Source organism: Microvirga pakistanensis (assembly GCF_004458765.1).
Taxonomy (GTDB): domain Bacteria; phylum Pseudomonadota; class Alphaproteobacteria; order Rhizobiales; family Beijerinckiaceae; genus Microvirga; species Microvirga pakistanensis.
Genome location: NZ_SPJX01000262.1, coordinates 1 through 223 on the forward strand (window position 1 = coordinate 1; position 223 = coordinate 223).

The window sequence follows — 223 nt, forward strand, 5'->3', positions numbered from 1 at the left end:
CGGGGTGTGCGAGATCGTGCGGCGCGCACCGCAGCGCCAGCGCCAGATCGACGGCGAGATCGTTCTAGCCTTGCAGGGGCTCCCCGTCGCGGGTTTCGACAAGCTCATCTCAGTCGATGTGGAGGCGCTCGCCAAAGCCGGTGCGCTGCAGCAGCACGGGGTGATCGAGATCGACGGCCCGCGCGCGCCTGCAAAAGGCGGGGCGGCAGCGGCGGCGGACGTC

At 70.9% G+C, this 223-nt stretch carries 1 protein-coding gene; it reads left to right on the forward strand.

From position 1 onward, the window contains the following. On the forward strand, positions 1-223 hold a 223-nt coding region (locus E4K09_RS29140; protein WP_166802338.1), incomplete at both ends, for a hypothetical protein.